22 protein-coding genes are annotated in these 26,524 nt (G+C 63.5%); 11 read left to right on the top strand and 11 right to left on the bottom strand.

What is annotated here, in order from left to right:
- Positions 1–86: 86 nt before the first annotated feature.
- The 3 genes from AC2FMM_RS16470 to AC2FMM_RS16480 all read left to right on the top strand — a co-directional run bounded on the left by AC2FMM_RS16470 (position 87) and on the right by AC2FMM_RS16480 (position 3,451).
- A complete protein-coding gene (locus tag AC2FMM_RS16470; RefSeq protein ID WP_496797143.1) occupies positions 87–830 on the top strand; it encodes a polysaccharide deacetylase family protein in 744 nt (247 codons plus the stop codon).
- Positions 831–915: 85 nt separating this feature from the next.
- Entirely contained in the window at positions 916–1,887 is a 972-nt protein-coding gene (locus AC2FMM_RS16475; RefSeq protein ID WP_496797144.1) for an NAD-dependent epimerase/dehydratase family protein, read from the top strand.
- 34 nt (positions 1,888–1,921) lie between these two features.
- Positions 1,922–3,451 carry a GMC oxidoreductase gene (locus AC2FMM_RS16480; protein WP_496797145.1) on the top strand — a complete coding sequence of 510 codons (1,530 nt, stop codon included), beginning with the start codon at positions 1,922–1,924 and terminating at the stop codon, positions 3,449–3,451.
- A gap of 8 nt (positions 3,452–3,459) precedes the next feature.
- Here AC2FMM_RS16480 and AC2FMM_RS16485 read toward each other — a convergent pair whose 3' ends face one another.
- Positions 3,460–4,728: a glycosyltransferase family 4 protein gene (locus AC2FMM_RS16485; protein ID WP_496797146.1), complete on the bottom strand. Its 1,269-nt coding sequence runs from the start codon at positions 4,726–4,728 to the stop codon at positions 3,460–3,462.
- 86 nt (positions 4,729–4,814) lie between these two features.
- A complete protein-coding gene (locus tag AC2FMM_RS16490) occupies positions 4,815–5,960 on the bottom strand; it encodes a glycosyltransferase (RefSeq protein WP_496797147.1) in 1,146 nt (381 codons plus the stop codon).
- Between the two features lie 368 nt (positions 5,961–6,328).
- Between AC2FMM_RS16490 and AC2FMM_RS16495 the strand changes: the two genes are divergently transcribed.
- A complete protein-coding gene (locus AC2FMM_RS16495; protein WP_496742949.1) occupies positions 6,329–7,222 on the top strand; it encodes a glycosyltransferase family 2 protein in 894 nt (297 codons plus the stop codon).
- Between the two features lie 14 nt (positions 7,223–7,236).
- A complete protein-coding gene (locus AC2FMM_RS16500; RefSeq protein ID WP_496797148.1) occupies positions 7,237–8,175 on the top strand; it encodes a hypothetical protein in 939 nt (312 codons plus the stop codon).
- 6 nt (positions 8,176–8,181) lie between these two features.
- Here the strand turns inward: AC2FMM_RS16500 and AC2FMM_RS16505 are convergent, their stop codons facing one another.
- The gene (locus AC2FMM_RS16505) at positions 8,182–9,234 is read right to left on the bottom strand and encodes a Gfo/Idh/MocA family protein (protein ID WP_496797149.1); all 1,053 of its coding nucleotides are present in this window, start codon (positions 9,232–9,234) and stop codon (positions 8,182–8,184) included.
- Positions 9,235–9,461: 227 nt separating this feature from the next.
- On the opposite strand from AC2FMM_RS16505, the gene AC2FMM_RS16510 reads away from it, so the two are divergent.
- The 6 genes from AC2FMM_RS16510 (at position 9,462) to AC2FMM_RS16535 (ending at position 15,777) form a co-directional block, all read left to right on the top strand.
- On the top strand, positions 9,462–10,571 hold the full coding sequence (locus tag AC2FMM_RS16510; protein ID WP_496797150.1) for an NAD-dependent epimerase/dehydratase family protein: 1,110 nt from the start codon (positions 9,462–9,464) through the stop codon (positions 10,569–10,571).
- Positions 10,572–10,614: 43 nt separating this feature from the next.
- The gene (locus tag AC2FMM_RS16515; protein WP_496797151.1) at positions 10,615–11,790 is read left to right on the top strand and encodes a glycosyltransferase family 4 protein; all 1,176 of its coding nucleotides are present in this window, start codon (positions 10,615–10,617) and stop codon (positions 11,788–11,790) included.
- Positions 11,791–12,010: 220 nt separating this feature from the next.
- Positions 12,011–13,369 (top strand): nucleotide sugar dehydrogenase, encoded by a 1,359-nt coding sequence (locus AC2FMM_RS16520; protein ID WP_496797152.1) that lies wholly within the window; start codon positions 12,011–12,013, stop codon positions 13,367–13,369.
- Between the two features lie 90 nt (positions 13,370–13,459).
- The gene (locus tag AC2FMM_RS16525; RefSeq protein ID WP_496797153.1) at positions 13,460–14,896 is read left to right on the top strand and encodes a UbiA family prenyltransferase; all 1,437 of its coding nucleotides are present in this window, start codon (positions 13,460–13,462) and stop codon (positions 14,894–14,896) included.
- Positions 14,897–14,923: 27 nt separating this feature from the next.
- Positions 14,924–15,280, top strand: coding sequence for a DMT family transporter (locus AC2FMM_RS16530; RefSeq protein ID WP_496685616.1), 357 nt, complete (start codon positions 14,924–14,926; stop codon positions 15,278–15,280).
- A 317-nt stretch (positions 15,281–15,597) separates the two neighbouring features.
- A complete protein-coding gene (locus AC2FMM_RS16535) occupies positions 15,598–15,777 on the top strand; it encodes a hypothetical protein (protein WP_496742955.1) in 180 nt (59 codons plus the stop codon).
- 33 nt (positions 15,778–15,810) lie between these two features.
- On the opposite strand, the gene AC2FMM_RS16540 is transcribed toward AC2FMM_RS16535, so the two are convergent.
- From AC2FMM_RS16540 to AC2FMM_RS16575, 8 genes are all read right to left on the bottom strand, one after another.
- Positions 15,811–16,620, bottom strand: a complete 810-nt coding sequence (locus AC2FMM_RS16540) for a M90 family metallopeptidase (protein WP_496797154.1) — start codon at positions 16,618–16,620, stop codon at positions 15,811–15,813.
- A gap of 41 nt (positions 16,621–16,661) precedes the next feature.
- Complete coding sequence (locus tag AC2FMM_RS16545) at positions 16,662–18,506, bottom strand: amidohydrolase (protein WP_496797155.1); 1,845 nt, start codon at positions 18,504–18,506, stop codon at positions 16,662–16,664.
- 96 nt (positions 18,507–18,602) lie between these two features.
- Positions 18,603–19,334 (bottom strand): amino acid ABC transporter ATP-binding protein, encoded by a 732-nt coding sequence (locus AC2FMM_RS16550; protein WP_496797156.1) that lies wholly within the window; start codon positions 19,332–19,334, stop codon positions 18,603–18,605.
- On the bottom strand, positions 19,334–20,167 hold the full coding sequence (locus AC2FMM_RS16555; protein WP_496713110.1) for an amino acid ABC transporter permease: 834 nt from the start codon (positions 20,165–20,167) through the stop codon (positions 19,334–19,336). Before AC2FMM_RS16555 ends, AC2FMM_RS16550 begins: the two co-directional genes overlap by 1 nt.
- A 1-nt stretch (position 20,168) precedes the next feature.
- Positions 20,169–20,984: an ABC transporter substrate-binding protein gene (locus AC2FMM_RS16560; RefSeq protein WP_496683121.1), complete on the bottom strand. Its 816-nt coding sequence runs from the start codon at positions 20,982–20,984 to the stop codon at positions 20,169–20,171.
- 105 nt (positions 20,985–21,089) lie between these two features.
- A complete protein-coding gene (locus AC2FMM_RS16565; RefSeq protein WP_496797157.1) occupies positions 21,090–22,505 on the bottom strand; it encodes an FAD-binding oxidoreductase in 1,416 nt (471 codons plus the stop codon).
- 104 nt (positions 22,506–22,609) lie between these two features.
- Positions 22,610–22,867: a DUF4242 domain-containing protein gene (locus AC2FMM_RS16570; protein ID WP_496683117.1), complete on the bottom strand. Its 258-nt coding sequence runs from the start codon at positions 22,865–22,867 to the stop codon at positions 22,610–22,612.
- A gap of 30 nt (positions 22,868–22,897) precedes the next feature.
- Positions 22,898–26,446 (bottom strand): AAA family ATPase, encoded by a 3,549-nt coding sequence (locus AC2FMM_RS16575; protein ID WP_496797158.1) that lies wholly within the window; start codon positions 26,444–26,446, stop codon positions 22,898–22,900.
- Between the last annotated feature and the right edge of the window lie 78 nt (positions 26,447–26,524).

The following is a 26,524-nucleotide window of genomic DNA, read 5'->3' on the forward strand; positions in this document are numbered from 1 at the left end:
GCATCGACGATGCAGGCCGGGTCGATCGCGCGAAATGGAACCGGTATCGCGAGGTCTTCGCCTCGCATGTGGTGGAAGACTGAGCCATGTCCGACTGGCAGGCCGATATCCTGATGTATCACGCGATTTCGGACGCGCCCGGGCCGACGTCAATCGCGCCGCGTATCTTTGCCGAACAGATGCGGGCGCTGGCCGACTCGGACCTGCCGGTGGTGACGCCTGACGCCCTAGCCGCCCCCCCTGCCCCGCGCGTGGTCGTCATAACCTTTGACGACGGGTTCGCCGATTTCGCCGACACCGCCTGGCCGATCCTGCGCGACCATGGGTTTCAGCCCATCGTCTATCTGCCTTCGGGCCGGATCGGCGGCACCGATTCCTGGGCCGGCGGGCATGTCCCGCCCCGGCCGCTGATGCGATGGGACCAGATCGAAAGCCTGGCCGATCAGGGCGTGGAGTTCGGCGCCCACAGCATCAGTCATCCGGACCTGACGGCACTGGACGCCGGGGCAGCCCAACACGAAATCGAGGCCAGCGGGGCTGAAATCTCGGCCCGCTTGCACCGCCCGATCCGGCATTTCGCGCCGCCCTACGGCGCCTCAAACCCCACCGTCCGCCAGATGATCGCCCGGCGGTATGATAGCGCGGTCGGAACCCGGCTGGGCGTGGCCCGATCGGGGGATGACATCCACGATCTGCCCCGGCTCGAGATGTATTACTTCACCGACATCGCCCGGTGGCGGGCGCATCTGGCGGGGCGCGGCAGCCCCTATCTGACCGTCCGCAAGGCCCTGCGCGGGTTACGGGCGCGGGTTCGGGGAAAGCCGTGGTAAATTTCAAAGACGGCCGGCGCCGGGTTTATCAGCGCGGGTCGGCAGAGGTTGAATTTGGTTCTTGGTAAGTGACTGGTACGAACACATGCACATTCTGATTACCGGCGGCGCCGGGTTCATAGGGTCTCATCTGACCGAACGGCTGATCAACGAAGGACATCGGGTGACCGTTCTCGACGATCTGTCGACCGGGCTGATGTCCAATCTGGCCGGGGTGGCGAAGCACCCCGATTTTTCCTTCGTCGAGGGCAGCATTCTGGATCGGCAGCTGGTTGCAGATCTGGTGCGCCCGGCCGATGTGGTGTTTCACCTGGCGGCAGCGGTCGGCGTCAAACTGATCATGGACGAACCCAGCCGGTCGATCCTGACCAATGTTGCCGGCACCGAAAACGTGCTGGATGCGGCGCTGACCGACAAGACCCATACCTTCATCGCATCCAGTTCCGAGGTCTATGGCAAAAGCACCAAGTTTCCGTTCCAGGAAGAGGACGACCTGACCATCGGCGCCACCCGCAATCTGCGCTGGTCCTATGCCTGCGCAAAGACTCTGGATGAATTCCTGGCCCTGGCGCATGCACGTGAATCCGGGCTGCCGGTCACGGTGTTGCGCTTCTTCAACACGACCGGTCCGCGGCAGACCGGGCGCTATGGAATGGTTCTGCCCAATTTCGTGCGGGCCGCGCTGGACGGCGCCCCCCTGATGGTACACGGAACCGGCGACCAGTCGCGCTGTTTCGGGCATGTGGCCGACGTGGTCGAGGCGATGTGCCGCCTGATGCACCTGCCCGAGGCCCGCGGAGACGTCTTCAATGTCGGCACCGACCAGGAGGTCACGATCCGCAGGCTGGCCGAGCAGGTCATCCGAACGACCGGATCCCGATCGGAGATCCGCCATGTGCCCTATGACACGGTCTATCCCGAAGGGTTCGAGGACATGCAGCGGCGGCTGCCGGACGTCACCAAACTTGAACGCGTGACCGGGTTCCGGCCGATGCGGACGCTGCAGCAGATCATCGACGACATCGTGGCCGAGATGCAGGGACAAGTGACGACATGACCGTCCCCGTCGCGATCCGGGCGGGCCGCGCGCCGTGACCGATCTGGTGATCGGATCCGGACCGGCGGGCGTGTCGGTCGCCTCGGCCCTTCTGGACCGGGGTCGCCGGGTTTTGATGCTGGATGGCGGGCGCAGACCCGACGAGCCGGCGATGGCTCTGCGCGGCCGTCTGGCCGCCACCGACCCCGAAAGCTGGTCGCCGCAGGACCGGCGGGCCTGGCAGGCTCCGCAATTCGACACCCCGGCGGGACAGGTTCGCCGGTTTGGGTCCGATTTCGCCATGGAACCCGGCGCGATGACGCTGACCGATCCAGACGCGGTCGCATTGCGGGCGTCGCACGCGGCTGGCGGGCTGTCGAACCTGTGGGGCTCTGCCGTTCTGCCCAACCGGGCGGCCGACATGCAGGATTGGCCGATCACCGATCAGGATCTGGCACCCCATTACCGCGCCGTCGCCACCTTCATGCCCATCAGCGGGCAGACTGACGCCCTGCAAGACCTGTTTCCGTCCTTTTCGATGCACGAGAGAACCCCGCTGACCCCCTCGGTACAAGCCCAACGAGTGCTCGACAGGCTGACACTGCGAAAAGACGATCTGGCCCAACTGGGTGTCCGGGCCGGGGCGTCGCGGCTGGCGGTCGAGACCGGGTGCCGGTATTGCGGTCAATGTCTGCATGGTTGTCCTTGGGGGCTGATCTATTCGGCCGCGCATACGCTTGAGGGGCTGCGCCACCATTCGGCCTTTCGGTACCGGATCGGGCTGGCGAACCGGTTTCAGGAACAGGGCGATGCGGTCACGGTCACGCTCGACGGGGGCGAGACCATTCAGGCCGACCGCGTCTTCATCGCTGCCGGGGTGCTCGAGACCGCGCGCATTCTGCTGCTGTCCTCTCCGGCTCCCGACGCCAGCCTGCGCCTGCTGGACAGTCAGCATTTCTTTCTGCCCAGTCTGCACCGATGGCACCTGCCCCGCCGCCCGGATGCCGGACCCTTCCATACTTTGCCGCAGATCTTCGTCGAGCTGGACGACGCGGCCGTCTCGCCCCATATGGTCCATGCGCAACTGTACACCTGGAACGAATTCTTCGCCCATGACCTGATCCGCAACTACGGCGCCCGGCTTCCCGGCTCGGGGCCGTTGTGGCGCATGCTGGCGCGGCGGCTGATCGTGGCCCAGGTGTTTCTGCACTCGGCGCATTCGGCTCGGATCGGACTGACTCTTGCCTCGGACGGGCGGCTTGTCCCGACGGTAACGGGCAATGACGAAACCGACGCCGTGTCCGGCAAGGCCGCCGCGCGCATCGCGGAGGTCCTGAGGCTGGCCGGGTTGCTGCCGCTGGGCTTTGCCCGCCGTCAGGGGGCCGTGGGGTCCAGCTTTCACGTCGGCGGGTCGATGCCCATGGCCAAGCTGCCCGAAGCCGGGCAGGCGGATACGCTGGGACGGCCCCGCGGTCTGTCGCGTGTGCATCTCGTCGATGCCTCGGTCTTTCCCAGCATTCCAGCGACGACCATCACCTTTTCGGTCATGGCGAACGCCCACCGGATCGGGTCCTGTGCGCCCTGATCCGACGGTCAGGCCTGCGCGCCGGTCTCAAATGCTCCGGCCTCGAGCGCGGCGGCCAGCACCCGGTCGCCCTTGCCGTACGCGGCGCGGGCCAGTGCGGCACCATAGGCGGCCAGAACCTTGTCTTCGTGCCAGATTTCCAGAAACGCGGCGCGCGCGGCACGGCCCTGGCTGTCGCGCCGCCCCGGCTCGTGCTGCAGTTCACGCATGGCAGCGATCAGATCCTCTTGCGTGTCGAACAGCGCCCCACCTCCGGCCCGCTCGACGATTTCAGGAAAGGGGCCCAGACGCCGGGCAATCACCGGCGTTCCCAGTCGGAAGCTCTCGATCAGGATGATGCCAAAGGTTTCATAGCACACCGAGGGCACGATCAGACCGATCGCCCCCCGGTAATAGGCATTGAGCTCATCCAGCTTCTTGCGGCCCAGGAACCGGATCCGCGGGTTGTCCGCGGCCTGCCGTTTCAGCTCGGGCGCATAGTCGCCGTCGCCCAGGATCAGCAGGTCGGCATCGGGGTATCGGTCAAAGGCAGGGAACACGTCCTGCAAGCCCTTGATCTTTTCCAGGCGACCGACGAACAGAAAATAAGGGCGGTCATGCACGGCCGGTTCGGGCAGCGCCGATGGGTCCAGGTCGGGCAGGAAATACGGCAGCACCTGCATATCGTGGCGCAGCCCGAATTCGCGATGCTTGGCGCGGCTGAATTCGCTTTTTGCGACGATCAGGTCCATGTGATCCAAGGCGCGGTCCAGCGCCCCGGTATACCGCCACAGCTGTGGTGGGCGCCTGTAACTGAGGACACAGCGCAGGCACTGGCGTTTGTCGCACAGCTCGCGCCCATGGCGCCACAGGACATGGGTAGGACACACCAGCCAGTGTTCATGCGCCTCATAGATCTTCAGGCCCGATCCCATCGGTAGCAGGCCCGGCCCTCCGATGAGCGAGGTGTTGTTGTGCCAGATGATATCCGGCTGCTGCTGGTCCAGAATCTGACGAATGCGGCCCGCGTGCACCACCGGGCGGCCGGTCTGCTGGGTCAGAAGGTTCGACAGCATGCCATAGCGACTGCGCAGTCCGATCCGGCGCACTCCGTCCGGGTCGCCTTCGGGTTGGGGCTTGCCGCCGAGGATCAGATAGCTGTCCTCGTCATGCACCACGGTCACGTCATGCCCGCGCGCGACAAGCGCCCGTGCCATGCGCTGGATGCCCACCGCGTCGCCACCGAAGGAATAGGGCGGATAGAAGGTAGTGAACATCAGGATTTTCAACGAACGCATGTCACAATACTCAAGAACCAACACCTTCGGGGCATGAAACACGATCCCCGCCCCGATCGAAAGGCACAAGTCGCCACCGACCGGGCCTACCGCTCCTGCAGCCCAAGATACAGGCTTTCGATCTGCCGGTTGATATGGTCGGGGTCAAAGCGGGACGCTTTCGATCTCTGAAACGCGTTTGCCGCCATGGCCGCGCGTTTCGCATCATCTTCCAGCACCTCTGTCACCGCCTGTATGATCGCCGCGACATCACCGATGGGAACGCAGGCCCCGACCGTGTCGTCGACCAGTTCGTGCACCCCGGAACAATCCGTCGCGACGATCGGTGTGCCGGTCTGCAGCGACTCGGCAATCGAGATCGGAAGGGCCTCCCACCGCGAGGTCAAAAGCATCAGATCCGCCGCCCGCAGATACCGATACGGAACATCCGTCCGCCCCACGAACTGCAGATACCCGTCCAGGCCGCGATCCGTGGCCAACGCCTGCATCTCGCGATCCAGCGGCCCATCGCCGACCACGACGAAGCGGTATTCGGGATGGCTGCCCTTCAGGCGCGCCACACACTCGATCAGAATGTCGATCCCTTTCTGATGCGCCACCCGGGCGATGGTCACGACCAGGCGCGTGCCCCCGCGCAACAGGTGTTCACGCAACGCGGCCACGTCTTCCGGCAGGTCTACGGGGGGCGGCTTGATCCCGAGGCCGATCACCCTCAGCTTGCCCTTGGAAATACCCCCGATCGCCACAAGGTCCTCGGCGGCGCGGTGGCTGGGCGTGACGATCAGGTCGGCATGGCGCGCAATGGCGCCGAACCCCCTGATCCGGTCGGGGTCCGAGCCGTGATAGGTCACGACCAGTGGAATGTTCAGACCCATCCGCGCCAGCAATGCCACCAGGGCCGGAGCGGATTCATGCGCATGGATCACGTCGACGTTCGCCTCGCGCAACCAGCAACGCAGCGACTGCGCGCCCCGCCCCGCGTTTGACAGTCGCCGCAGAACCGACCCGCCATCCGCCGCAACACCGCGCGTCGGAACCGACAGAAATCGATCGCTCAGTTGTTCGTTCGCCCAGTTTCCGGGGCTGCCGGCCAGATAGATTTCATGCCCGCGACCCGTCAGCCAAGTGCTCAGGTCCAGCGCATGGCGTGCTATTCCACCCATTCCGAAATCGGTACACATTTGCGCGATGCGCAGGGGCTGGCGGACATCCGTTCCGGGTTCTGTCTGCATGGTTCATTCCAACTGCATTCGGTAGTGAAGGTGTAACAAGAGCACTTGTGCGACGCCACGCATATCAGCGCCCTTTGTACGACTGGCCGCTGAAAACGCAGCGGCCCAGACTGGGTCAGATCAGGGCGGATGGCCAAATCCATGCCCCCGCACGGATTGGCCAAGCCGGTTTCGCCCGCGAAGCCCAAATCAGGACTGTTGCCACTGATGCCACAATCCGGTCACCTTTGAATCAATGGGCAAATTTTTTTGACAGTTGGCCAGCCGACCTTTGATCGCTGTGTTCAAGCACGTTCAAATTCAATATTTCGGATTATGGGCGCGCAGACGACCGGTTTTGCATTACGATCAGGATTGGAGATTTAGTCATGAAACCACATCAGATTTCGGTCGTCATACCCTGCGTCAATTCCTATTCCGATTTTCAAGGCTGCATGACCGCGCTGCGCAACCAGACCGGCCCCAAACCCGAGGTCCTGGCGGTCGAGCGTCTGGGCTGCGGCTTTGCCCAGAAGGTCCAGGCCGAATTTCCCGACGTTCATGTCATCTCGGTGGGCGCCGAAGCCACGATCCCGCAGATGCGGGCAGTTGGCATCCGGACGGCCTCTGCGGATGCGGTCGGCGTGATCGAGGATCACGTCATCGTCCCGCCGGATTGGACGGCCCGGATGCTGGAAGAGATCGCCGCCGGCGCGGATGCGGTTGCCGGGCCGGTCGACAACGAGGCGACCGACTCGCTGATCGATTGGGCGGCGTTCCTGTGTGAATACAGCGCGGTCCTGCCGCCGCTGGCCGACGGACCGTGTGATTGGCTGCCCGGCAACAACACCGTGTATCGACGCGACGTGCTGAGCAAATGCGACGCGGTGCTGGACGACGGCAAATGGGAAAACCATCTACATGATTACATGCGCCAAGCAGGCGCGAAACTGGTCATGCGCAACGACATCGTCGCCGGCCACAAGATGCACTACACCTTCGGGCTGTATATGGCACAGCGATATCTCTACTCCAAAAGCTTCGCCGGGGCGCGGGTCCGCGGCGAACCCGCGACGAAACGCGCTCTGATGGGTTGTTTGGCCTTTGCCCTGCCGCCGGTCGTCTTTGCGCGGGTGGTCCGCAACATCCTGTCCAAGAAGAGGCATGTGCCACAGCTGCTTCGGTCGCTGCCGCTTCTGGTGCCTTTTGCGCTGTCCTGGGGGGCGGGTGAGATTTCGGGTTACTGGTTCGGGGCCGGACAGTCCCTGTCCAAGGTCCGCTAGCGGGATAGCGGCCGATGTCCGATCCGACCCGACCCGAATTGTCCGTGATCGTCGCCATCGTCGATGGAGGCGCTGCGCTGCGCAACTGTCTGAACGCCCTGCGGAACCAGTCAGGCACGCATCAGTTCGAAGTCATCATTCCCTACGACCAGCTATCGCGCGAAGCCGCCGACCTGCAGACCGATTTCCCCGAGTTCCGGTTTCTGGATCTGGGCGTGGTCGCCCGGGGCCAGGTGCCGCGCAACGCGCTCGAACTGCACCGGTTCTGGGACATTCGCCGCGCCGAGGGCGTCAAGGCCGCGCGCGGCCGGTTGATCGGCATGGTCGAAGACCGGGGCATCCCGCGGGAAGACTGGGTGGCCTCCGCCATCGACCTGCAACGGCAAACCGGCGCGGCCGCAGTGGGGGGATGCGTGGACAACGGCCATGACACGGCGTGGAATTGGGCGGTTCACATCTGTGACTTCAGCCGCTACATGCCGCCGATCCCGACCTCCGAGGCCGATTTTCTGTCGGCAACAAACGTCTGCTACCGGGCCGATACCCTGCATGAATTGCAGGCCCTCTACAAAGAGCGGTTCTACGAACCCTCGATCCACGCGGCATTACAGGCGGCTGGTCACAAGCTGGTCCTGTCAGAACACCCCCGCACAACGCAATTCCGGCCACGCATCCCGACACATCTGCTGGCGGTCGAGTGGTTTCATTGGGGGCGAAAATACGCGCGGATACATTCCGGCGAGATTTCGGCCGCCAAGCGTGTCTTTCGCGCCGCTGTGACCCCCTTGCTGCCCTTCGTTCTGTTTGCGCGGCACTATTCAACCCAGCGGAAGAAACGGATACATCTGCGCGACTTCTGGAAAGCATCCCCCCTGATCTTTCTGATCGTCACGATGTGGGCGTTGGGCGAGCTTGCAGGCTATGTGCAGGGGCCGGAACCCGCCCACGCCTGATCCCGGTCAAGGACGCTCGGGCAGCAAGCGGGGCAACTCGACCGGCGCGTTGGTGCGGCTGCTCTCGGCCACCGCCAAGGCAATCTCGATCGCGCGCAGACCGGCATTCCCGTCGGCAATCCGGACGCTCAGGTCCCCGTCGCACAGTTTCAGGAAATCCCTTAGTTCCTCGGCGAAGGATAGCTTGGCCGTCGATTTCCACGACCGCAGCTTTTCCCGGACCGCGATGTCGAAATAGTGCCGGGTGGTCGTGACCGGTTTTCCGCCCGGTTCCGGCAGGGTCACCAGCACGTTCTTCATCGGCGCATAGGCCCCGCGCACCAGCCCGTGGGTTCCATGTGCCTCGATGACAAAGTCGTATCCACGCCATTCATCCCATGTGGCCTGATAGATCGCGGCCAGCCCGTCGGGATTGCGGAAGATCGCCATGGCATTGTCCTCGGACCCCGCCAAGTTCCAGACGGACTCGCTGGCCACGCCATAGACCGACGTCACCTCGCCCAACAGATGCCGCACCAGGTCGGTCAGGTGAATCCCGATGTCCCACATCGCGCCGCCGCCCGCCAGCGGGGTCCGGTATTCCCAGTCGTGGGCGAAATGGGCTAGCCCGTCATGGCCGCCGAAGGCCCGCACATGGGTCAGCGTTCCGATCTGGCCGCTGGTCACGGCGTCCTTTACATAGGCGAAGGCCGGGTAATACCGCATGTTGAACCCGGTCGCGACGACCCGGTTCGCGGCTGCGGCCGCCTTCAGGATCCGGCGGCAGGTCTCGACCGAGTTGGCCATCGGTTTCTCGACCAGCACATGCCGCCCCCGCGCAAGCGCGCCCAGGCAGGGGGCCTCGTGCAGGTGCGGCGGTGTCGAGACCACGACGGCATCCATATCGGTGTCCAGAAACCGGTCCAGGTCGGTGAAGACCGGCGCCCCACCGGCTACGGCCCGGGCACCCTCTTCCGACAGATCCATGACGGCCGCCAGCGTCGTGTCCGGGCACTCCTGGATGGTCTCGACCCGCAATTTCCCGATTTTCCCGGCCCCGCCGACAACCCCGATACGCATGAAACAACTCCTTCACTCAATACTTTCGCTCGACCGCACCGGTCCGGCGCACACGACAATCAACCTTGGGAACGGCCCCTTACGGTGCTCGGTCCTTCAATCGCGGATCCGGCGGTGGCCCGGCGCAAAACCCGCGCTCCAATCCAACATTCCTTTCCTGCGCAGTAGCACAGGCCAGCGCGTTGCGCTAGGCTGACCTCGGACAACATGTTGCTTTGGATCGAGTTTTGACGGATCGGACCCACACCGGGAACCAAGCCCAATGGCAGGACCTTGCTGGCCGCCCAGTCTTTGTCACCGGTGCCACGGGGTTCGTCGGTCGGCGGCTGCTGGAACAGCTGACCCAGGCCGGGGCAAACGTCACCGCTTTGCTCAGAACCCGGCACGGCACGCGCGATCTTACCGCGCTCGGGGTCCGGGTCGAGGTGGGCGCCCTGTCTGACCGACCTCTGATGCAGGCCGCCTTGCGCGGCCATCAGGTGCTGTTTCACCTCGCGTATGACATGCGCGCACCCGCAACCCAAAACCTTGCGGATTTCGAGGTGCTCAGATCCGCCGCCGAAACTGCGGGCGTCGGCCGGATCGTCCATGTCAGCTCGATCGTCGTGCACGACGGCTGGCCACATCAGGATTTGGATGAAAACAGCCCCATGCAAAGGCCGGGCGGGTCGGCCTATCGGCAAGCCAAGCAGGCCATGGAGCAGGCCTTGATGCAAGGGAACTGCCCAGCGGCGATCCTGCAGCCGACGCTGGTCTATGGCCCGCACAGCCGGATGTGGACCGACCAGCTGGCCGACTGGCTGGCGCGTGGAACGTTGGTCCTGCCCGATCCCGAAGGTGTCTGCAACGGGGTATTCGTCGATGATCTGGTGCAGGCTCTGTTGCGCGCGGCGATCCTGCCGGATCTGGACCGCGAGCGTTTCATCATTTCCGGCGCGGCACCTTTCGCCTGGTCGGACCTGCTGCTTGGCTATGCCCGGATCATCGGGCGGGGTCAGGTGCGCCATTCCCCACTGGCCGCGCTGCAGGCCCGGCTGCCCGCGCCATCGGAGGACGCCCCGCCCGACCGGCCAGCTCTGGCCGCGCGCGTCAGCGCCGCCGCCCGCAGCCTGATCGGTCGCGAGAAGTTCGAAACCATGGTTCACGAGTTGAAGCGCCGCTTGCCCGGTCCGGCCGAGGTCTTTCCCGACCACGCCATGCTCGAACTGTTCGCGGCACATGGGGTCTGCCGGATCGACCTCGCCCGCGCGCGCCTGGGCTATCGGCCTGAATACGATTTGCCCGCCGGGCTCGACGCCACACGCACCTATCTTCAATCGCGCCACGGCGCCCCGTAATTGACGGTTTTTTCAGTGTTTCTTGTTTCGAGGTTTCTGGGTTTTGACACATATCGCCGTTGACGCAACATCGTGGGAAAACGAACGCGGGTTTGGCCGCTTCACCCGCAACCTGATCCACGCGCTGGTCAGCCGGGACACGGGGTACCGGTACACGCTGCTGTTCGATCAACCCCCCACGCGTGTGGTGCCGGACGGGGTCGAGATACGGGTCGCCGGGTCCGGGGCTTCGATGTCCGAGGCCTCTTCAGGCGCGCGGGCCCGCAAAGGCGCCGACCTGATGACGATGGCGCGGGCCGCCAGGCAGATTCAGTGCGACCTGTTCTTCTATCCGGCGGTTTATTCCTATTTTCCCCTGCTTGCGCGGCGACCCAGCGTGGTGTGCTTTCACGACACGATCCCCGAGCGGTTTCCCGACCTGATCTTTCCCCGAAAGCTGAACTTCCGCCTGTGGCAGGCCAAATGCTGGCTGGCCAAAAAACAGGCGACGCGGGTGATGACGATCTCCGAGGCCTCGGCAACCGATCTGGCGGCCATCCTGCGCATTCCCCGCGGCAAGATCGACACGATCACCGAAGGGGCCGAGCCGATCTTTGCCCCCGCTCGGGACCAGTCGCAGCTGGACCGTGTCCGGCAAAGCCATGGCATCCCGCCGGACGCGCCGCTTCTGGTCTATGTGGGCGGGTTCAACCGGCACAAGAACGTGCTGCGCCTGATCGAGGCGATGCCGCGCATCGTCGCCACGTTTCCCGACACGCGGTTGGCCATCGTCGGGCGCACGACCGGGGCCCGGTTCTGGGACAACGTCGCAGACCTCAAGGCCAGTGCAGCCGCGAATGCCGCGTGTTCCGAAAACATCCTGTTTACCGGAGAGATCGACGACACCCAACTGGCCGCCTTGCTGAACGCCGCCGACGCGCTGGTATTTCCCTCGCTGTGGGAGGGTTTCGGCCTGCCCGCGCTCGAGGCGATGTCCTGCGGAACGCCCGTCCTGTCCTCGGATCGCGGCAGCCTGCCCGAGGTGGTCGGCGATAGCGGGCTGTATTTCGACCCGACATCCAGCCGGGCGCTGGCGGACCAGGCCATCCGCCTGCTGTCCGATCCGGGCCTGCGACACGACCTGTCGAACAAGGCGCTGGCCCGGGCGTCAGGGTTCGGGTGGGACAAGGGCGCGGCCATGGCCGAACAGTCGTTTCAGCGGGCGCTGGGTAGGAAATAGGAAAATTGCAGCATCGTCCGACTGCGCAAGCTGTCACAGTACAGTCCACGGCAATAGGTCCCATTGCGCCCTATTTGGAAACATTCAATCTGCGCCCTGCCCGGGCGAGACTATTTTATTGGCTTCGGCCCCGATCCTCCGTATCGGTGGTTGAGGGCGGTTTGTTTAGGTCCAAGACGGCAATTGATTTCAGTTCCAGTTTGTATGATCAGGGTACATCATGAATCTCGAAACCTCACATCACCAGACCCTCAGACAGCGCATCGCCGCGCGCGAGGCGCGGGTCGCCGTGGTCGGGCTGGGCTATGTCGGCCTGCCTCTGGCGCTGACCGCCCATGACAAAGGCTTTGACACCACCGGAATCGACCTGAACCCGCAGCGGGTCGCGTGGATCAATCAAGGTGCTCAGGTCATCTCCTACCTCGCACCAGACCGAATCGCCAAAGCCGTGGACAGCGGACGGTTCCGGGCAACGCAGGACGCGGCAGCCCTGAGCGAGGCCGACATCATCCTGATCTGCGTACCCACGCCGCTGACCGACAGCCAGGACCCGGACATGCGCTTTGTCGCAGCCGCCGCCGAGACCATCGCGCAGCATCTGCGGCCCGGACAGCTGGTGGTATTGGAAAGCAGCGTCTGGCCGGGCGCCACCACGACGCTGGTGCAGCCGCTGCTAGAAGCGGACGGCCTGCGCGCGGGGGTCGATTTCTTTCTGGGCTTCTCGCCCGAGCGCGAAGACCCCGGCAATGACAAGTTCGACACCCACAACATTCCCAAGGTTGTCGGCGCCGACGATCCGCTGTCGCTGCAACTGATCGAGGAGTTCTATCGCGCCATTGTGACACGCGCGGTTCCGGTCAGTTCGGCCGCCACCGCCGAGGCAGTCAAGCTGGTGGAAAACAGCTTTCGGACGGTGAACATCGCGCTCGTGAACGAACTCAAGACCGCATTGGACGCAATGGGCGTGGATGTATGGGAAGTGATCGACGCCGCCGCCACCAAGCCCTTCGGGTTCATGCCCTTCTATCCCGGTCCGGGGATCGGCGGCGCCTGCATCCCGGTCTCGCCGGCCTATCTGGCCTGGCGCGCGGCCGATGCCGGATCCGACACGCCGATCATCAACCTGGCCCGGTCCAGCAACGATGCCGTGCCAAGCGCGCTGGCCCGCCGGATGGCCGACCGGCTGGCGCCGGATAGGGCCGACACCGACCAACCTCTGGCCGGCCAACGCATCCTGCTGATGGGCATCGCCTACAAGCGCGACGTCGAGGATACCCGCCGCAGCCCCGCGCTGGTGCTGCTGCAAGAGCTGGAGAAGCTGGGCGCGCGGGTCGATTACCATGATCCGTTCTTCCCCAGCCTGCCGGAAGGGGGCGAGTACCCGGATCTGGCCGGGCGGGAATCGATGCCTCTGACGGCGGAAAACCTGAAACGCTATGGCGCGGTGGCGGTGATTACCGACCACAGCGCGCCCGACTATGCGCTGGTGGCGCGCGAAGCCGCGATGATATTCGACACGCGCAACGTCTTTGCAAAGAAAGGAATTGAGGTGGCCGGTGGCCGCCTGGTGAAGCTTTGAGACCGCGTGTGTCGGCCCTGCCGGGCGAAGGTCCGGCAGGTCGGCAAGGTTCGCTTTCAAGGATGCCCGGACCGAAAGAAGAACCCGTTGATGAGTGAAAAGCCCGCAAGAATCTTCGTCGACCTGGATGGCACGCTGGTCAGGACCGATCTTTTTGTCGAGGCCATCGTTCAGTTTCTGACGAAGAACCCGTTGAACATATTTGTGCTGGTGCTCTGGCTGTTTCGCGGCATCGCCTATGCCAAATCCCGCATCGCGCAGCAGGTTCGGATCGACCCGGCCGGTCTGCCCTACGAAACGGCGCTGTTGGCGTATTTGAAGCAACAAAAGGCCCAGGGCCGGCAGCTGGTTCTGGCGACGGCAGCGCCGAAGGCCTTTGCCGAACCGGTGGCCGAGCATCTGGGCCTTTTCGATACGGTCCTGGCCACCGACGCAACGCACAACCTGAAAGGCGCCAGGAAACTGGCCGCGATCCGGAATATGGCCGGACAGGATCCCTTCACCTACGCAGGTGACACCGCAGCGGACCGTCCGATCTGGGCCGCAGCCAAGACCGAAATCTTGGTGAATGCACCGGCACGGGATGTGGATGCAGCACGGGCGGCGGACAAAGCCGAAATGGTCGTCAACGCGCGGCCACCCGGCTGGAGAGCATTCCTAAAATCGATGCGTCCGCATCAATATGCCAAGAACGCGTTGATCTTTGCGCCTCTGTTCACGTCACAGCAGCACCTGCCGATCGAGAGCGTGCTGGCGTCGCTGCTGGCCTTCATCTGCTTCAGCCTCTGTGCATCGGGCGTGTATTTCCTGAACGATCTTGTCGATCTGCAGGCCGACCGCCAGCATACCAGCAAGCAGTTCCGTCCCCTGCCCTCGGGCGACCTTTCGCTGCGGGCGGGCGTGGTCGGGGCCATCGCCCTGCCGATCGTCGCTTTCGGACTGTCGGTCGTTTTCCTTCCGGTCAATTTCACCCTGGTGCTGATCGCCTACCTTGCCATCACCATGGCCTATTCCTTTTGGGTCAAGCAGATCGCCACGGCGGACGTTATGGTGTTGGCCTCATTGTACACATTGCGGGTGATCGCGGGCTCGGCCGCCACCGGTATCGTCCTGTCGTCCTGGTTTCTGGCCTTCTCGATGTTCATCTTTGTCAGCTTGGGCTATCTGAAACGCTATGTCGAAGTGGCCGCGGCCCCCGCCGATGACAGCACCGTGCATGGCCGGGACTATTCGCATGCCGACAGCGAGACGATGTTCAGCCTGGGCGTCGCAAACATCACCGCGGCGGTGGTCATTCTGGCGCTGTACATCAACAGCCCCGAGGTCCAGACCATCTACCGGACCCCCGAAATCTTGTGGCTGCTGTGCCTTCTGCTGCTGTACTGGGGCAACCGGATCTGGGTCGGGGCGCGGCGCGGGCGGGTGGCCGACGACCCGGTTCTGTTCGCGCTGCGCGACCGCATCAGCCTGATGGTCGGCGCAGCCTTCGTGGTGGTCACGCTGGCTGCCAAGTACCTCAGCCTGTGACGGACCCGACAACCGAGGAGAAGGAACATGTCACTCTACTGGTCTTCTTTGCTGCTTGCGGTTTGCGCGAACATCTGCACCAACGTGTCATTCAAACTGGCCGTTCAACAGCTGTCCGGTCCGTTTGACATCCGCGCCTTGGTGGCATCTCCTTGGGCGTGGGCCGGGCTGGCCAGCGGGCTGCTTCTGCTGGGCAGTTTCATCGTCGCCATCCGCGGGATCGAGTTGAGCATCGCCTATCCGGCCGTCACGGGGCTGGCGATGGTTGGTATTCTTGTCGTCGGCTACGTCCTGTTTTCGGAAACGCTGAGCCTTCAGAAAATCGCCGGCATCGGGTTGGTCATGGCAGGGGTTCTGCTGCTGTCGCAGGTCGACCAAGCCTGACACCCGGCCCGTTGACCATCGGCAAAACCTTGCACAAATGAACCGATTTGCACCTCACGCCTTGCCCTTGCAACACTTGTTCCGGCATGCAGCGCACACCGTACCATATCGCAAGAGTTCATGGATTCGCGTGATGGGATCGGTGCAAACAGGCAACCGCTAACCAAATTTTAACCCTTGGCAGTTCAAACTTTTGCCATGATTTGAAACCGTAATCGAATTGCGGCTTGAGTGGTGGACATCTTGGTCCTCTCACAACCGGGTCGCGATTCATGACCGGAGGGACTGGGACAGTGTTGGGGATCGTCGGATTGGCAATGATATTCAGCCTTGGTCTGGCCGTGGCCGCCCTGTTGTCCGGGTATTCGGTTCTGACCGCACTGTTGGTTTATATGCTCGCCGGAACTTGCTTTGTCCTGGTTAGCATGGGCGCAATCTGCTTGACCCGCGCGCTGAAGACCACGCAATCGGATGAGCGCCGCGCCTTTTCCGGCTGATCGCCGCATTCCGAGTCATCTGGGCCGGCGATCCTACGACCAGTTTGCAGGATCAAGGCGAAAGAACTTGCGCAATTCCGAATAAAATGCCGGTTCGACCTGCTTCAAGGCCTTGGGCCGCTCAAAGAACAGCTCGACCGTGACGGCAAAGAACTCTTCATGTCCGGTGGCACCATAGGGGTCGATCACTGTGCGCCGGCCCGTCTCGACCGCTTGCACATGCGCGTCGAAGGCCGCCAAAAAAACACGCTCCCACCCGGCATAGTTTTGCTCTTTGGCCAGTACGGGCACGCCGTTGGTGCCGCCGGACAAGTCATCCAACTGATGGGCAAATTCGTGGAACACGACGTTGTGCCCGTCATGATCGTTTGCCGCGCCCTGCCGGCTGTGCGCCCAGGACAGGATCACCGGCCCCCGATCCCAGCTTTCGCCGGTACGGATGATCTCTTGTTCGGTCACGACATAGCCGCTGTGCCGCTGTTGGCGAGACTTGAAGGCGTTGGGATAGATCAGGACCGTCGTCAGATTGTCGTACCATTGGTCCGAGTTGACGACCAGAAGGCAGGCTTGTGCGGCAATCGACAGGCGCATTTCGTCCGTGACCTCAAGCCCGTCGCAGCCGATGAAATCGACCTGGTTCAGGAACAGGTTTATCTTGCCTTCCAAAGTGGCGCGCAGCTTGGCAGGCAGCCGCTCGAGGATCGGCACCGTCGCGTGGATGGTCCGCCGCTCTTCATCGCTCAGCGGTGTTTGCAGCAGCGCGGCCCTAGCCCTGGACTTCGACCAGAAATACCAGGCCACCAGACCGGCGATTGTCGCAACAAGGGTCAGAAAAAGCACCATGTGGCGACGGTATCTCTATTGCCCCACCTCAGAAAGCCGATTCATTCGGTCGAGGGCTGCGTGAAGTCCGCCAGCCAAGGCCGTTCGACATCCATGCCCTGATACAGCGCATGCAGCAGCAGATGTGCCGTCACCGGGTCGGGGGCAAGGGGGCGACGGTCCAGTCGCCCCTCTTTGACCGTTGTTTCGGCGTCGAAGATCACCGCATCCTCTTTGATGGTGGTCACCACACGAAGCTGGGCCAGCGTTTCGGGGTCGACCGCGGTCGGGTCGTCCGAAAGGATCACGAAATCGGCCAGTTTGCCCACCTCAATCGAGCCCTTCTGGTCTTCTTCGAAGTGTTGCCATGCCGGCCAGATCGTCATCGCCTTGAGCGCCGTCATCACATCGACCCGTTGATGCGGGCCCAGGATGTCGCCCGACCGGGTGCGCCGGGTAACCGTCGCTGCCAAGACCCGCATGCTGTCTGGAAATGCCACAGGCGCGTCGTGATGCGTACCGAACATCATGCCGCGCTCGGTCACCCAGCCGGTGGGCGAGATGTTGTCGGCATTGACCGGCCCGACCGTGTGGTCGCGGTGCCAGTCGCCCCAATAGAAGGTGTGCATCGGAAACAGCGATGGGAACACGCCCAATCGTTTGAGGCTGGCCACCTGATCCTCGCGCAGGAACTGACCATGCACCAGAACAGGCCGATTGCCCGGATCGCCATAGGTCAACCGCGCCTCGTCAATGGCGGCGATCAGCATGTCCGTGGCCCCCTCGCCATTGGAGTGGGTCAGGATCTGGAGACCGTTCTCAAAACACCAGTTTACCGAATCCTGCAACTGCTCGCGCGTGATGGCGGCGTAGCCGGCATAGCCGGGCGGGTAATCCCCGACCGGATCGTAGTAGGGCCGATCCCGCAGCGCGGTAAATCCTTGCGGCGAGCCGTCGATTGTCAGCTTGCACCCGCCGACTCGCACCCGGTCGGCATAGGTGCGCGACGCGTCCGATGCGATGAAATCGCGCGATTCCAGAACGTCGGGAAAGGCCACCACGTCGATCGGAAGGTCGCCGTCCGCGGCCACCCGGCGCAGGGCCTGAACTGCCGCGCCCGAGGAGCGCCCCTCTTGCGCGGTGGTGTAGCCAAAGCGCGCCCACATCCGGCTGCCGGCGCGCGCAAAAGTCCGCAGTCCGTCTTCGCCGACACTGCCAAGCAGGGGCACCAAGGCGCCGAAGAATGCGTATTCCTCCAGCACGCCATTTGGCTGGCCGGCATCGTCCTTTCGGATCACGCCTCCGGGCGGGTTCTCGGTTTCTGCGGTGATCCCGGCCAATTCGAGCGCTTTGGAATTGCCGACCCCTAGATGGCCGGATTGGTGGATGATCATGATCGGAACGTCGCGCGATACCGCGTCCAGTTCGGAACGGGTGGGGTGGCGCAGCTCGGCCAGTTGCGCGTTGTCATAGCCGAAGCCGATGATCATCCCCATCGCTTCGACCGAGTCGCTATTGGCCTCGGCCCACGCGGACAACGCCGCCTGCAGGCTGTCAATGTCGGTGACCGTGCCATCCGGTGGTGCCAGCAGGTTCGCCGACAAGGCTTGCAAACCGCCCATGACCACGTGACCGTGGCTGTCGACAAAGCCGGGCAACATTGCGCGCCCGTCCAGATCAAAGATCGTCGTGTCGTCGCCCTGATGGCTGCGCATCTCGGCCAGTTCACCTGCTGCGATGATCCGCCCATCCTTGACCGCGACCGCCTGTACCGTGGGCCGGGCGTCATCGATTGTCAGAATCGGACCACCGGTATAGATCGTGTCAGCGACCTGTTGGGCCAAAGCCATGTTGCTGAGGGTAAGACCGGCAGCAACGCACACGGCAGACAGGGTTGAAAGACGCATTCCGAACCTCCAGCAGCATATGGCAGTTCGGTGGACTCTAGCACGAAGTTGGCGTCCGGTCCGTGCAATGTTCAATTTTTGAACCGGCGCCGGCGTTTACTTGAGCGCGCGCGCCAGAAATTGCCGTGTGGCGTCTTGCTGCGGGTGGTCGAACAGCTGCTCGGGCGGGCCTTCCTCGATAATGCGGCCGGTCTGAAGGAAACACACCTTGTCGGCGGCCTGCCGGGCAAAGCCCATCTCGTGCGTGGCCATCACCATCGTCATGCCCTGCTGTTTGAGCATCAGCAGCACGTCCAGAACCTCGCCCACCAATTGCGGATCCAGGGCCGAGGTGATCTCGTCGAACAGCATCACCTCGGGCTGCATTGCCAGGGCGCGCACGATGGCGACGCGCTGCTGCTGCCCGCCAGATAGTTGGTCGGGATAGTTGTGCATCCGGTCGGCCAGCCCGAAGCGTTCGAACATCTCTTCGATCTGGGGCAGCAGCTCGGCGCGCGTGCGGCCGCGCACGCGACGCGGCGCCAACATCACGTTGTCCAGCGCCGTCATGTGCGGGAACAGGTTGAAGCTCTGGAACACGATGCCGATGCGGGCGCGCACCGATTGCGGATCCAGCCCGGGCACCGAGATGTCGACCCCGTCCAGCAGGATCTCACCATCCTCGATCGGCTCGAGCAGGTTGATACAGCGCAGAACGGTGGATTTGCCCGCCCCCGAAGCGCCGATCAGGCAGACCATCTGCCCCTCGTCCACGGTCAGGTCGATGCCGTCGCAGACGGTGCGGTCGCCAAAGCGTTTGACGACGTTGCGCAAGTTCAGTTTCGCCATCAGCGCCGCTCCCGCATCTGCCGGGCCATCAGGTGGTCGGCATAGCGTGTCGCCGGGATGGTCACGATCAGAAAAATGATCGCCGCGCCCACATAAGGCGTGAAATTGGCCAGCAGCGATTTGAACACGCCGGCCTGGCGGAAGATCTCGACCGGGCCGATGAAACTGAGAAGCGACACGTCCTTTTGCAGCGCGATCAACATGTTCATCTGCGAGGGCACGACGTTGCGGACGGCTTGTGGCAGCACCACGTCGCGCATCACCTGGCCTTCGGTCAGGCCCAGCGACAGGGCGGCGGCGCGCTGGCTGTGGTGTACGCTGTCGATGCCCGAGCGGAAAATCTCGGCCACATAGGCCGAATAGGTCAGGATCAGCGCCAGCGATCCCCAGATATAGGGCGAGTTCCACGGCCGGGCCAGACCCAGCCCGGGAATGCCGAAGCCGATCAGATAGACGGTCAGGATCACAGGCACGCCGCGGAATATGTCGGTGAAGGCCGCGCCGAAGATACGCAACGGGAACAGAGCGGGCGATTTGGTGTCGCGGGCCAGCGCGATCAGTAGCCCCAGCACCGCGATCGCGGGCGCCGACCAAGCAAAGATCATCACGTTGATCTTGAAGGCATCGAGCAGCTTCGGGAAGGTCTTGACCAGAACCTCGCCGTTGAAAAAGCTCTGCTGGACCTTGGCCCAGCCCGGTGCCAGCGGCACCAGCACGATCAGCGCCAACACGACCAGAACGGTGCTGGTCGCGGCGATCCGGATCGATCGCCGCCGCTGCTGCGCCTCAAAAAGTTCGCGGCGGGTCGGACCCGCCGTTCTGTTTCGTGTCATGTCACTTGATCAGCGGAACGCCCGTCGTGTCCTGCAGCCATTTGGCTTCGATCTCGGCAAGTTTGCCGCTTTCAGTCAGCGCGGCGATGGCCGCATCCACGCAGGATTTCAGCGGGTTGCCTTCCTCCATCAACATGCCGAACTGGTCGGGGTTGTCGCCTTGATCGGCAGGGAACTGGCCGATCACCTTGGACCCTTCGATCATCACCGCGCTCAGGAACAGGGCGGTGGGCAGGTCGAACAGCGCGGCGTCGATCTGGTTCGCGGTCATGGCCGCGTTCACATCGGCATTGTCGCCATAGAGCAGCGGATCGGCATTTGGCTGGATTACGTTGGCCAGTTTCGGCACCGCTGTGGTCGAGCCGACCGCGCCCCATTGCAGGCCCTTCAGCGCCTCGAGCGTGGGCGGGGTGTCAACGGCGTTTGCGCTGACCAGAACCGCCATCGGCGCGGTGTAGTAAGGGGCCGAGAAATCGACGACCTGATCGCGCTCGGGCGTGATCGAGTATTGCTGGATGTTCACGTCAAAGTTCTTGGCGCCGGGTTGGATCGCCTCGTCAAAGGACGACCGGACCCAGACCACGTCATCAGCGGCAAAGCCCATCTCCTCGGCCACGGCATAGGCGACGGCGGCTTCAAAGCCTTGGCCGGACTCGGGCGCGTCATCCATCACCCAAGGGTAATAGGCCGGGTTTCCGGTGGCCACGGTGAACTTGCCCTCGGTCAGGGTCTTGCCCGCGGCGCAATGCCCATCCGCAAGGGCCGAAGTTGCGGTGAACGCAAGGGTTGCGGCCGCGATCGAAAGCATCTTGGACATGGATCTGGGTCTCCTGTTGGGAATGTCGGGCCCACGGTAGTGTTGCCCGCCGACCCTGTCCAGTTGGTCGCGGTCTATGCCAAACACAGCAAGAAGTTCAAGCCGTCACGCGGGTGGAATGTTGTGGTTCACCCGGAACAGGTTGCCGGGGTCGTACCTGCCTTTGATCCGGGACAATTGGGCCGCGTTCACACCATAGGCCGATGACAGGGCGGCGGCCTCATCCGCGGGCATGAAATTGACATAGGCACTGCCGGTTGCATACGGCACCATGCGGTCATACAGCGCCCGCGCCCAAGCAATGCAGGCATCGTCATTTGCTGGGTGTTCCCAACGGGTGTGCACGTTCATGATGAAATGGGCCGAGCGTTGGGGATAGGCTGTCGCCGCAGCCTCGACCCGTGCCATCGCGCCGCCGACGTGGGCGATGAACACTTCACAAGCCGGGTCCGGCAAGGTCGAGATACTGTCGAGCAGCCCTGCGACCGCATCCGTGGGCAAGGCATCAAAATCGTGGCTTTTCCAATAGTTGCGCGCGCCGGGGGTCAGCAGAGGGTCGAACGCGGCCTGCCAGTCGACGAAGGCGTGCGGCGCGATCACGTCCACGATCGGGTCTCCGAGGGCGCGCAGCGGCTCCATCGCGGCTTCTCCGTCTTCGATGGGCCCGGCATAACAGGCGGCAAAGATCAGCACCTCGCGCCCGTGCCAGTCTTCGGGCAGGAAGGGCAACGGCGGGGCCTTGCGCATCACCGTCCAGACCGTCAGCTCGTCAGGGGCGGTGTCGGCGATCCGGGCGTATTCGGGCAACAGCGAGGGACCCTGTTCGAGCGGGTGGATCACAAGGCCGGACAGGACTTGCGGCCCCAGCGGATGCAGGCGGAACTCGAACGAAGTGACCACGCCGAAATTGCCACCGCCCCCACGGATGGCCCAGAACAGGTCCGGGTGGCTGCTTTCCGACGCGGTCACGATCGCGCCATCGGCCAGCACCACCTCGGCCGAGATCAGGTTGTCGATGGTCATGCCGAACTTGCGCGTGGTCCAGCCAAAGCCGCCGCCCAAGGTCAACCCGGCGATCCCCGTGGTCGAGTTGATGCCCGTCGGAACCACCAACCCGTGCGCCTGCGTCTCTCGGTCTACGTCACCCAGTACCGCGCCTGGCGCCACACGCGCGGTGCGCGCCTTCGGGTCGACATGCACCGATTTCATCTGCGACAAATCCAGCATCACCGCATCATCGGCCACCGCATGCCCGGCAATCTGATGTCCGCCCGAGCGGACGGACATGATCAGCCCCGCCTCGCGCACGAAATTGATGGCCTTTTGCACATCGCTGGCGCCGAGCGCCCGGATCACAAAGCCGGGTTTGCGGTCGACAATGCTGTTCCAAGTGGTCCGGGCGTCATCGTATTCCGGGCTACCGGGTAGGAAGACGGAGCCGCGTAGCGCCGCGTCCAAAGCGTCAAGCGCGTCTTGGTCCACGGATTTGGTGCTGCCGTTCAGCGTTATCAGGTCAAACATTATCGGTCCTCCAGATCAGGTGGACAGGATCCTTGCTTGTCTGCCTCGGCGGGTGCCCTTTCGCCTGTTGCCGGCGTCGGGCGCAACTGAGATCGGATGCTACGTCAGGCGAAAAGGCCTGGGTCGACACGGTCAACCGGCGTGATGACGTCAGCAGGAATGTTCAGGCGCTTGGCCGCCTTGCGCAGACTTTCCTCGTCCGGGGCTTCGTACAGGCAATAGGTCTTGCGCTTGTCGGCACTGAGGAACGAGAATATCCACTCGATCCCCTCTTCATCGTTGATTTCCTTGATCTTGATCTTGTCGTCGTCTCCCAGATCAAGCTGTTCGGCAAAATTTCGTTCAATGATATATCTTGGCATGGCACCCCCCCGGTACACACTTTCTGAAAACTAGGACGCTGCTCCCTCAAGTCTTGACGCCAGGGAAACCATAGCCAATTCTCGCGCGGTTGCCAACGCTGCCACCTCGAGCTCCAAGGCGATGCTAAGGTCCTGAGGGCGACCTCGGCGGCGCAATGCTCGGGCTCGGGCGGCTTGGCTATGGGCGATCCAGGGTGGAGCGGCCATCGCTGTATCGACGGCCATCGCGGTGTCGAACAGACTCTCGGCAGTGTCCCATTCGCCCAAAAGCGCCGCCAGCGCGCCCAGCCGTCGCGCAGCGGCGCCGGTGCAGACGGTAGTTGCCCCGGCGGTGATGGTAAGATCGCGAAAGGGCAACAGTTTCTGATAGATGATCTCGGCGAGGTCGCGCCGTTCGACCGCTACGCAGATATCGGCGAGATAGCCCAGAGTGGTCGAATACATCGCATCCTCCGGCAGCTCGAAGCCGGTTTCGGACAACTCATCGAGGATGCGTTCAGCCGCCTCGGAATAGCCAAGCTCGGCGGCGATCAGGCCAAAGCCGGGCTTCCAAGCGACATCTTCCGGGTTGTCGGACATCAGGCGTTTGACGACGGGCGCCACTTCGTGAAGGCGGTTCTGTTCCCGACGGATCGTGAACATCTGAACGCCATACACGCCCTCGACATGGGCACCGTGAGTCTGACGGCCGATCTTCAACGCCTCGGTCGCATAGGCTTCGGCCCGGTCGAACCGACCGTCCAAGATGTCCACCATGGCCCGGGCATGAATCTGCACCCAATAAAGTTGCAGATGCATGTCCTTGCTCGAAATCTCGGTCAACAGGTCCAGCGAGCTGTCGACCAACGCACGGTCAGCCATCTCGGCACCGACGAACAAACTGAGCGTGCGGTCGCGCCCCTGGTCGATGCTGCCCAGTTTTTCCGCCGTCGCGTGCATCGCCTCCAGATTTTCCCGCCAGTTCCAGCGGTCGTCGCCCTGCCGGGCGATGAACGGCGCACCATAGCGGGTCATCATGACGTGAAACTGCGATTTGTGGTCGCCCAGCCGCGCGGCCAAGTCCATGCATCGTTGACCATATTCCGCGCCTTCGGCAAGGCGGCCAATGAACATGCAGGCTTTGGAGATCTGTCCCATGAGGCTGCAGCGGCGCGCCTCGTCTTGCTTGGGCAGTTTTTCCAGCGCCTCGAGGCAGAGCGAGATCGCCTTTTCATGATTCCGGTCGGCCATCATGCAGGTATCCGCAAACTGGTTCGTGATATCCGCGGCCAGCGCATCCCGGCCGGTGCGCCGCGCCGCATCCATGGCTTGTTGCAGCAGCGCAATCCCCTCGGGCAATTGCCCGGCGCTGTCATGGGCACGCCCCAGCAGCGAAGTAGCAACAATCACCTCGCGGCTGTCGTCAGAGCCCAACTGGCCCGCGGCCTTCAGCGCTTCAGCCGCGTTGGCCAAGGCCTCTTGGCTGGCCGATCTGCCCAAGGCCATTTCGGTGGCCGCGCGCCACCGTTCAAAGGCAGCGGCCCAATCCTCGGCCTCGGTCAGGTGCCGGGCGACGGGTTCCGGGCGGCGCTCGATGTCAGCGGCGCGGTGCAGGGTCAGCGCTCGGGCCACCTGGGCGTGCTGGACCTTGCGTGTGGTGCTGAGCATGGATTGATAGGCCGTGTCGCGGATCAGCGCGTGGCGAAATACGAAATGCCCCTTGCGGTGGCCACTTTCAAAAATCAGACCGGCGTGGCTCAACTCATCGAGATGGGTGTGCAGGTCCTCCGGGCCCAGGGACATGATTTCCAGCAGCAGGTCAGGCTCGAACTCGCGCCCGATCACCGAGGCGGCCAAGGCGACCTGTTTGGCGCCGGGCGACACCGCATCGAGCCGAGCCATCAACGTGCCCTTGAGCGACGAGGGCACATTGCGCAGATCGCCCGTCTGGGTGATCGTTCGGGTCAATTCCTCGACGAACAGCGGGATTCCGTCGGTTTTCTCGATGATGCTGGCCACCATTTCGGGGTCGGTCGGGCGGCCGGTCAAGGATTCGATCAGGTCGCCGACGTGGGCAGGCCCGAAGCGACGCAACTGCAATGTCTGGACATGGGTATCGCCGGCGCCGGTCCGCATTTCCCATTCGGGGCGATGAGTGATAACCATCAGCAACGGCAGGTCGACACAGATCGATTTGAACCGCTCGAGAAGGGCCAAGGTCGAGGCATCGATCCAATGGGCGTCCTCGACGAAAATGATGACGGGACGATTTGACGCTCGCGCCCTGACCGTGGTGATCAGCGTCTGAATCGTCAGGTCACGCTGCTCTTGCGGCGAAAGGTTCAGAACCGTTTGGGCCAGCGCGCTGTGCGGCGCAACCAGGGCCGCAAATACCGGGAGCACCTGGTCGAGTTTCAGACCCTGACGCCGGGATAGCATCCCGCGCACATGCTCCTGAACCCTGTCGTCGTCGAAATCGTGCCCAACGCCCGCATCCTGCGAAATCCGTGCCGCGACCGGGTGAAACGGGCTGCTGGTCAGGTAGGGCGAGCAGTTCAGGCGGATGATGTCGGCGTGTTCCGCCACGTTGGGGTCCGCAAGAAAAGCCTCGACCAGCCGGGACTTGCCCATACCGGCCTCGCCGCCCAGCAGGATCACCTGGCCCGCGCCATCCTTCGCCTGCCGCCACGACTGCAGCAGGATGTCCTTTTCCGTCTCGCGCCCGATCAACCTGTTTTGGGCCGCACCGTCATGCATGGCGCGAAAGCGGCTCTCGGCGCTGCGTTCCGCCACAACTTGCATCAAACTCCGCGGTGCATCGAACCCCTTGAGCGGGACCTGCCCCAGTGCGGCGAATTCGAATACGCCCTGCAACGCCGTTGTGGCGTCCTCCTGCGGGACGACCACGGCGTTCGGCGGCGCTCGTTCCTGGATGCGGGCGGCCAGGTTCAAGACCGGCCCGGTCATCGCCCCTTCCTCATAAGTGTTTTTGCCGATCGCGTCACCAACGACCACGTCGCCGCTGGCGATGCCGATCCGAACCGACAGCGGGGTCCCGTCCGGGGTTTGCAGCGCCTTGACCCGCGCCACCGACTCCTGGCCTGCTTTGACCGCGCGGATCGCGTGATCCTCGTAGGCGCGCGGCCAACCGAAAAAGACAAGCAACCCGTCACCCAGATATTTGGCGACATAGCCGCCATACCGGCTGACGGCCCCGGCGACGGCGTCCTGATAGCGCTGCAGCAGGGTCCGCATGTCTTCCGGGTCAATCCGGTTGGTCAGTTCGGTCGAGCCGACAAGATCGGCAAAGAACACGGTCAGGTGCCGGCGCTCGGCAGCCGCAAGGTCAGCTTGGTCGGATACGGTCCCCGCCGCTTCGGGCAAAGGGATGGCAGGGTGCGGCGACCCGTCCGGCGTGCCGCCCAAATCCCGCGCCGCCGCCAGTATGAGCTTCCGGTGCCCAAGGCTGACACCCAGTTCGCGCAGGTCAGCGTCGGACAGCAAGGGCAGCACCCGTTCATCGACGTCGTTCTGTGCAAACGCATCGGCATACTGGTCCAGGCCCAGATCGTGCAGCCATGTCTCGACCGTGCTGTCCATGCCTGATCATGCGGGGTTCCGCGGTGTCAATCAAGCAATCGGTCAGTGCGGCCGAAAATGTCTCGACACGCAGGTTTG

The sequence above is a fragment of the Ruegeria sp. BHSC043 genome, assembly GCF_059612985.1.

Bases quoted from the DNA above. Each gene is read 5' to 3' on its own strand.
- AC2FMM_RS16470 (WP_496797143.1), top strand. From the start codon at position 87: ATGTCCGACTGGCAGGCCGATATCCTGATGTATCACGCGATTTCGGAC.
- AC2FMM_RS16475 (WP_496797144.1), top strand. From the start codon at position 916: ATGCACATTCTGATTACCGGCGGCGCCGGGTTCATAGGGTCTCATCTG.
- AC2FMM_RS16485 (WP_496797146.1), bottom strand. From the start codon at position 4,728: ATGCGTTCGTTGAAAATCCTGATGTTCACTACCTTCTATCCGCCCTAT.
- AC2FMM_RS16490 (WP_496797147.1), bottom strand. From the start codon at position 5,960: ATGCAGACAGAACCCGGAACGGATGTCCGCCAGCCCCTGCGCATCGCG.
- AC2FMM_RS16495 (WP_496742949.1), top strand. From the start codon at position 6,329: ATGAAACCACATCAGATTTCGGTCGTCATACCCTGCGTCAATTCCTAT.
- AC2FMM_RS16500 (WP_496797148.1), top strand. From the start codon at position 7,237: ATGTCCGATCCGACCCGACCCGAATTGTCCGTGATCGTCGCCATCGTC.
- AC2FMM_RS16505 (WP_496797149.1), bottom strand. From the start codon at position 9,234: ATGCGTATCGGGGTTGTCGGCGGGGCCGGGAAAATCGGGAAATTGCGG.
- AC2FMM_RS16520 (WP_496797152.1), top strand. From the start codon at position 12,011: ATGAATCTCGAAACCTCACATCACCAGACCCTCAGACAGCGCATCGCC.
- AC2FMM_RS16525 (WP_496797153.1), top strand. From the start codon at position 13,460: ATGAGTGAAAAGCCCGCAAGAATCTTCGTCGACCTGGATGGCACGCTG.
- AC2FMM_RS16530 (WP_496685616.1), top strand. From the start codon at position 14,924: ATGTCACTCTACTGGTCTTCTTTGCTGCTTGCGGTTTGCGCGAACATC.
- AC2FMM_RS16535 (WP_496742955.1), top strand. From the start codon at position 15,598: ATGATATTCAGCCTTGGTCTGGCCGTGGCCGCCCTGTTGTCCGGGTAT.
- AC2FMM_RS16540 (WP_496797154.1), bottom strand. From the start codon at position 16,620: ATGGTGCTTTTTCTGACCCTTGTTGCGACAATCGCCGGTCTGGTGGCC.
- AC2FMM_RS16545 (WP_496797155.1), bottom strand. From the start codon at position 18,506: ATGCGTCTTTCAACCCTGTCTGCCGTGTGCGTTGCTGCCGGTCTTACC.
- AC2FMM_RS16550 (WP_496797156.1), bottom strand. From the start codon at position 19,334: ATGGCGAAACTGAACTTGCGCAACGTCGTCAAACGCTTTGGCGACCGC.
- AC2FMM_RS16555 (WP_496713110.1), bottom strand. From the start codon at position 20,167: ATGACACGAAACAGAACGGCGGGTCCGACCCGCCGCGAACTTTTTGAG.
- AC2FMM_RS16560 (WP_496683121.1), bottom strand. From the start codon at position 20,984: ATGTCCAAGATGCTTTCGATCGCGGCCGCAACCCTTGCGTTCACCGCA.
- AC2FMM_RS16565 (WP_496797157.1), bottom strand. From the start codon at position 22,505: ATGTTTGACCTGATAACGCTGAACGGCAGCACCAAATCCGTGGACCAA.
- AC2FMM_RS16570 (WP_496683117.1), bottom strand. From the start codon at position 22,867: ATGCCAAGATATATCATTGAACGAAATTTTGCCGAACAGCTTGATCTG.
- AC2FMM_RS16575 (WP_496797158.1), bottom strand. From the start codon at position 26,446: ATGGACAGCACGGTCGAGACATGGCTGCACGATCTGGGCCTGGACCAG.